5 protein-coding genes are annotated in these 6,321 nt (G+C 69.8%); 4 read left to right on the top strand and 1 reads right to left on the bottom strand.

Translation table 11 applies throughout. The features are described 5' to 3' along the window. The 4 genes from D7V97_RS45005 to D7V97_RS38410 form a co-directional block, all read left to right on the top strand. On the top strand, nucleotides 1-874 hold an 874-nt coding region (locus D7V97_RS45005; protein WP_233583506.1), incomplete at its 5' end, for an Ig-like domain-containing protein. Between the two features lie 141 nt (nucleotides 875-1,015). After that, a complete protein-coding gene (locus tag D7V97_RS38420; protein WP_147445152.1) occupies nucleotides 1,016-3,565 on the top strand; it encodes a hypothetical protein in 2,550 nt (849 codons plus the stop codon). Further along, nucleotides 3,562-4,395, top strand: a complete 834-nt coding sequence (locus tag D7V97_RS38415; RefSeq protein ID WP_120615555.1) for a hypothetical protein — start codon at nucleotides 3,562-3,564, stop codon at nucleotides 4,393-4,395. The genes D7V97_RS38420 and D7V97_RS38415 overlap by 4 nt, the downstream gene beginning before the upstream one ends. A 90-nt stretch (nucleotides 4,396-4,485) precedes the next feature. After that, nucleotides 4,486-5,211 (top strand): DUF2652 domain-containing protein, encoded by a 726-nt coding sequence (locus D7V97_RS38410; RefSeq protein WP_120615554.1) that lies wholly within the window; start codon nucleotides 4,486-4,488, stop codon nucleotides 5,209-5,211. 10 nt (nucleotides 5,212-5,221) lie between these two features. Here the strand turns inward: D7V97_RS38410 and D7V97_RS38405 are convergent, their stop codons facing one another. Further along, a complete protein-coding gene (locus D7V97_RS38405; protein WP_120615553.1) occupies nucleotides 5,222-6,175 on the bottom strand; it encodes a sigma-70 family RNA polymerase sigma factor in 954 nt (317 codons plus the stop codon). Nucleotides 6,176-6,321: the final 146 nt, after the last annotated feature.

Genomic DNA, 6,321 nt, shown 5'->3' with positions numbered 1-6,321 from the left:
GCCCTCCACCCCCATTGATGAGCAGCAGTCCCTGGCCCTGTCCGCGAGCGCGTCAGACCCGGACAACGACACGCTCACGTATGCGTGGGAGCAGGTGGCCCCCGCCGCCCCCCGGGGTGCCTTCAACGCGCCCGGCTCCCGCCAGCCCACCTGGACCGCTCCGGACGTGACCGCCAGCGGGACGTACACGCTGCGCGTCACCGTCACGGATGGGAAGGGAGGCCGCGCGCAGGGCACCGTCGACGTCGCCGTCCGGAAGGTCAACCAGGCGCCCACCGTGGCCGCCACCGTCTCCGCGCCCAAGACGCTGCTGGCCGGCGCGACCGGCACGTTCACCGTCACCGCGAGCGACCCGGATGGAGATCCGCTGACCTACACCTGGTCGCAGGCCGCGCCTGCCTCAGCGGGCACCTGGGTGGGCGGCACCTCCGGCGCGAGCGCGCAGTGGTACTCGCCCGCGGTGGGCACGCAGACCGCGTTCACCTTCTCCGTGAGCGTCACGGATGGCGCGAGCATGCCCGTGGTCCGCACCGTCACCGTGCCCGTCTCGGTGCCCCGGTACACCGCGGACATCCAGAACGTGTGGAAGAACGTCCCGTCGTGCCTCGGCTGCCACGACGCCAGCGGCGGCCTCAACCTCACGGCGGGGAGCAGCTACAGCAGCCTGGTCAATGTCACCTCCACCGCCAACGGCTGCACCTCGCTCAAGCTCGTCGCTCCCGGCGACCCGGATCAGTCCGCGCTCGTCAAGAAGCTGGAGGGCACGGCGTGCGGGACCCGCATGCCCCGCAACAACCAGACCTACTTCAATCAGCACCCGGACCAGCTCATCCTCGTCCGCTCGTGGATCCTCGCGGGCGCGGCCAACGACTGACCGGCAAGCGGTGCGGGGCTGGCAAGGTCTGCCGGCCAGCCCTGCCCGCGGACGGCAAGCGTTGCGGTCCGCTTCGCGGCGCCCCAGGTGAAGCGGCGCGGCATGGGCGGTGCAATCCGGGTGAGGGCACCCGGAGGATTCATGCAACGCGTTCCACTCTTGTTGGCCCTCGCCAGCCTCATCCCCACAGGGGCATTGGCGGCCCCACCCGTCACGCAGCTCCTTCCCCAGAACGGCGCGAACCCCTGCACCTTCGGGGTTCCGTGCGTCCAACCCATGGCGGACGGCGCGGTGGCCCCCCTGGAGTACGCCGACGGCAAGAAGTTCCCGATGCAGGACTACGTGAATGGCGGCCCCAACGGGGACCTCTTCCTGTACGTGTCGGACACCGCCAGCTACGCCTCGAACGTGTGCAACGTGGCGGGGCCCCAGAATCCCTGCCACCCGCAGTCGCTCTTCATCGGCATGCGCCTGGCCCGGCCCAAGAACGCCAGCGGGACGTTCCTGTCCTCGTCGGGCATCGTCACCCTCTGGCTCGATGCGAAGCGCAACGAGACCCTCGGTCTGGCTGTTGGCGCGAACGTGCCCCGCAGCGAGGACCGGCGCATCAGCTTTCGCTACACCACCGGCCCGACGGGCACGACGGGCCTCACCCAGGACAAGGGCAACGGCACAGGCTGGAGCGCGCTGGCGGCGGCGGGCGAAGCCTGGGCCACCACCGCGGTGGTGACGACCCCGGCCTCGGACCCGGGCCACGTCCACATCGAGTTCGAGATCAAGCTGGCGCCGGGCCTGCCCGTCGGCGCCGCGAGCGAGCCGCTCTCATCGACGGTGCGCAAGCTGGGACTCGGCATCCTGCACATGCCGCTCGCGACGGGTGGCACCACGCAGACGGTGGGCGGCGGTGGGCTCCCCAACGCCCCCATGCCTCCCGACGATTTGCTGACCGCGACCTGGGAGACGCTGGAGTTCAAGGCCCCGGCGCCCATCCCGCTCAGCTTCACGATGTGGAACGTGGGGCAGATGCCGGACGTGACCGCCTGGGTCCCGGATGGCGGCTCGGGGGAGATCGACACCGTCGCCCAGCAGATCTTCAACAAGGAGGTCGTCTGCCTCTCCGAGGTCTGGATGTCCTATGAGCGCGGCGAGCTCATCGAGAAGGTCAACCTGCTGCGCATCAAGGCGAACATGATGCCCATGCAGCACGTCGCCGAGCTGAACGACGACCTCCTCCAGCCGTCCATCTTCAGCACGGGGTTGGTGTTGCTGTCCTCGCGGCAGATCCTCGAGGCCGGGGTCCACCACTTCCCCTTCGGTATGTGCACCGGCTCGGACTGCGCCCAGGCCAAGGGCGTGCTGTGGGCGCGCATCGCCACCCCCGCCGCGACCGCCCCCGTCGTCATCCTCGACCACGACACCCCGCGCATCGCCGCGGGCACCGACTACGCCGAGTTCGTCGACGTGTTCTGCACCCACGTCAACGCGGGAGCCAACACGTCCGGGGAAGACACCTCCGTGCGCGAGCAGCAGTTCGCTGACATCCAGAGCTATGTCCAGCAGGTGCGCCAGGGCGGGCCCCTGACCGCCAACCTCTTCCCCTTTGAAATCAAGGACGCCGTTCCCGCGGGCACGTGGCCGAGCGGGCTGGACCGCCCCGCCTTCCTCTTGGGGGACCTGAACACCCTGGGCCCCAAGGGCACCCAGACGGACGTCGGCTTCGCCCACTACACGGACATGGTGGGCCCCGGCCGCTTCAACATCAGCGGGCTCAGCCAGTTCGAGCAGGCCAACAGCCAGTTCTCCGAAACGCGGGACCTGGCCCGCCTGGTCACCGGGGCGGATCCGCAGGCGGCCGGGACGTGGCTGTCCCCCATCTGCGCCAACACCGTGGAGAGCGAGCTGGGTGCCAAGGATCGCATCGACTACGTCCTGGTGTTCCCTCCCCAGGACACGGCGGACTTCCCCGCGTTCGCGTTGCTCAACGGCTCCACGGCGAGCGTCAACCCGCAGTTCGATCCGCTCTCCGGCAGCGTGGACTCCGAGGGGAACATCACCCAGCAGTGCCTGTCGGACCACGCCATGGTGGACGTGACCGTGAAGCTGGCGCGGGTGAAGGACGTCCTCAAGTACAACCCGATGAAGAAGCACCGGGTCGAGTACGCCGTGAAGCAGGTCATCGACCTGGAGACGCAGAGCGGCTGCTGCGCGGACTGGTACACGCCTCGCGTGATGATGAGCGCCAATGGCGCCACCCGGACGAACGCCTTCATGGAGTTCATCGAGGACCAGACCATCTACCCGAACTGGTCCGTCCACACCGGCCCCGACAACTTCCCCCTCTTCCCGGACCTGCCGGTCGGGTTCTCGGGGGCGGTGAACATGACGTCGGCCCTCTGGGAGGACGACTACGGCCCGGACGACCACTACGACTCCATCCCGGAGAGCAACGCCCTCATGGAGATGGACAACAAGGACGCCCACTTCACCTTCTTCGCGAACAGCGGCCTGCTGCGCCGGGTGAAGGGCGAGCTGCTGGCCAATGACTGGATCACCGAGGTCGAGCTCCTGGGCAACTTCAACGACGGCTACGAGCACGGCATCACCGTGGAGACCCGGGGACAGGACGCCGTCACGGACAACATCGCTCGCGTGCGGCACTACATCAACGTGAAGGAAGTGGAGTCGCCATGAGCACGATGAACCTGAAGTGCGCGGTGCTTGCACTGGTGCTGGGGGGCACGGCCCAGGCGGTCGAACCGATGGTGCCCTACGACAACTTCAACCCGAAAGAGCCCAACCCCTCTCGCGCGACGACGATCCACGGCATCGACCCGGCGCGGTGGGTGGACACCCAGACCGGCACCCGGCTGGAGTCCATCCGTGAGCTGGCCTTCACCCGTCTGCGGTTGATGAGCCGTGCGGAGACGGCGGGCAGCTTCGGCCTGCTCTTCTCCCAGGCCTCGGCGGTGACGGCCATCGCGGCGAAGGTGCGCCTGAACAACGCCCGGAGCACGGGGAGCACGGACCCGGCGGCCCCGGCGGCCGTGAACGCCGCCGAGCTCACCGGCCACTTCTTCAACACCCGGACGGGCATCCCTTCCAAGAATCAGCAGGACGACGTCATCGCGGCCATCCGCACCGTCTCACGGTCCACGGACCCCATGGGCTCCCAGAACCTGCGGGTGGAGGCGGTCATCGAGCAGTGCACGAACGCGGCGTGCTCCACCCGAACGCAGCTCTTCGCGGCGGACCTGGGCGGGGTCCACCAGGGCGAGCTGGCGGCGCTGCGGGTCCAGTGGGACGTGGCGAACCACCGCTTCGTGTTCCAGCGGGACACGCAACCCGAGGTGTACGGCGCCTACACCGTGACGGACACCCATCCGCCCGCCAGCCAGTTCAAGGGCCTGGTGGTGACCCACAACCCGCCCACCTACCTGAGCGGGACCCCGGTGCCCGTGCAGTATGCGAACGCGTACTTCCACGACGTGTTCGTGAACGAGTCCGCGGCCCCCGCCCCCTGACGGCGCGGGAGTGAGGTGCGGCCAGCGCCCTCCCGGTCCTTTCGGACGGGAGGGCGCTTCTGCTTCGGCCTGCGCTAGCATGGCGGCCCCATGGCGATCGAGAAGGCCCTGCTGCTCATCGCGGACATCGGCGGGTACACCCGCTTCATGAAGCACCACCGGTTCAGCCTCGCGCATGCGCAGGACACGGTGGCGCAGCTGCTCGAAGCCGTCATCGACGCCTCCGGCCGGTTCAAGCTCGCCAAGCTGGAGGGGGACGCGGCCTTCTTCTATGCCGTGGGGGACGACGCCGCGGCCTTCGCCCAGCAGGTCGCGGACATCCGCCGCGCGTTCCTCGCCCGGCGCGAGCAGCTCATCATCGACCGGATGTGCAAGTGCGACGGGTGCATGCAGGTCAACGCCCTGACGCTCAAGTTCGTGGCCCATGACGGCGAGGTGGCGTTCCAGCGGGTGAAGCACCTCACGGAGCTCGCGGGGATGGACGTCATCCTCGTGCACCGGATGCTGAAGAACGACGTCCCCGTGCCGGAGTACGTCCTGATGACGGACCCGGTGCTCCAGCGGCTGGACCCGGCGCTGCGCCAGCTCACCCGGACGCTGGAGCACGACTTCGAGGGCATGGGCCGCACGGCGACGCACTACTTCGACCTGGGGGAGGTCGCGGCGGCGCTCCCGGAGGCGCTGGGCCCCAGCCTGCCTCGCAGGCTCTGGTCCAAGGTGGGGCTGGAGCTGCGCTCGCTGAAGTACGTGCTCGGCCTCAAGAAGCCCTGCGACGACTTCCGCAACGTGGAGATCGTCGACGCCCCGGGGCCGTGAGCGCCAAGGCTCACGCCGGCATGCGCACGCCCGTGAGCTTCTGGTCCGTCAGCACCACGTGCAGCGCGCGGATGCGTCCGTTCGCGTCCACGTCCGCGCGGATCACCGAGCGCTCCGCGAGCAACGGGTCCGCGGCCTTGTCGAAGACCGCCACCACCGCCGGCAGCCCGTTGAGCATCCGCGGCTCCGCGGCGAGGGGCGCGCCCCGCAGCTCCATCAGCCGGAAGAAGAAGCCGAGCACCCGCTTCGCGCCGACCACCGGCACATGCGCCGCCCGCACCTTGCCGCCACCATCCGACAGCACGCGGACGTCCGAGGCCAGCAGGGCTTCGGCCGCCGCCACGTCCCCCGTCAGCAGCGCGCCCAGGAAGCCCTCCAGCGCGGCGCGCGTGCGCTCCTGCACGTCCCGCGTGGGCACGCAGCGCGACTGGTCATAGCCTTCCATCGCCGCCCGCGCGCGGTGGTGCACCACCTTCACGTTCGCCTCGCTCATGTGGAGCGCTTCGGCCGCTTCGAGCACGGAGTAATCAAAGACATCCCGCAGGAGCAGCACCGCCCGCTGCTTCGGCGACAGCACCTCCAGCGCGAGCAGGAAGGCGTAGGAGACGCTCTCCAGCAGCTCGTAGCGCCCCTCCGTCGAGCCGCCTCCCGGCAGCCTCGCCTCCACCGAAGGTGGAACCTCTTCGTCCCCTGTCTCCACCGGCGATGGCAGCCAGGGCCCGATGTAGCCCTCGCGGCGGCGGCGCCGCAGGTGGTCCCTCGACAGGTTCACCGCCACGCGCGTCAGCCAGGGGCGCAGCGCGTCCAGCCGCGCCAGGGGCGTCGCGAGGGCGCGCGCATAGGTCTCCTGCACCAGGTCATCCGCGTCCGCCGCCACGCCCGTCATCCGGTAGCAGAGTCCCCAGAGGAAGGACTCGTGCTCGCGTGCCGCCTCCGCCAGTGCGCCTCTTGCCCGGTCGTCCATCCGTTTACGCCCCCACCGCGCGGCGCGGGTGTGCGTGCGCGCCATGCAGCAGGGCGCCCTCCACCGCCTCGGCGCTCGCGAGGGCGGCGTCCGCGAGCATCCCCTCCGTGCCCACCCAGTCCCCCACGCGGTACAGGCCGCCCACG

The organism is Corallococcus sp. CA053C, assembly GCF_003611675.1.
GTDB lineage: Bacteria > Myxococcota > Myxococcia > Myxococcales > Myxococcaceae > Corallococcus.
The sequence above is the reverse complement of the archived record's forward strand: the minus strand, read 5'-3'. Positions and strand labels throughout refer to the sequence as shown.

What these genes read in the sequence shown, in the direction of transcription:
- D7V97_RS38415 (WP_120615555.1), top strand. Translation starts at nt 3,562, where the DNA reads ATGAGCACGATGAACCTGAAGTGCGCGGTGCTTGCACTGGTGCTGGGG.
- D7V97_RS38410 (WP_120615554.1), top strand. Translation starts at nt 4,486, where the DNA reads ATGGCGATCGAGAAGGCCCTGCTGCTCATCGCGGACATCGGCGGGTAC.
- D7V97_RS38420 (WP_147445152.1), top strand. Translation starts at nt 1,016, where the DNA reads ATGCAACGCGTTCCACTCTTGTTGGCCCTCGCCAGCCTCATCCCCACA.
- D7V97_RS38405 (WP_120615553.1), bottom strand. Translation starts at nt 6,175, where the DNA reads ATGGACGACCGGGCAAGAGGCGCACTGGCGGAGGCGGCACGCGAGCAC.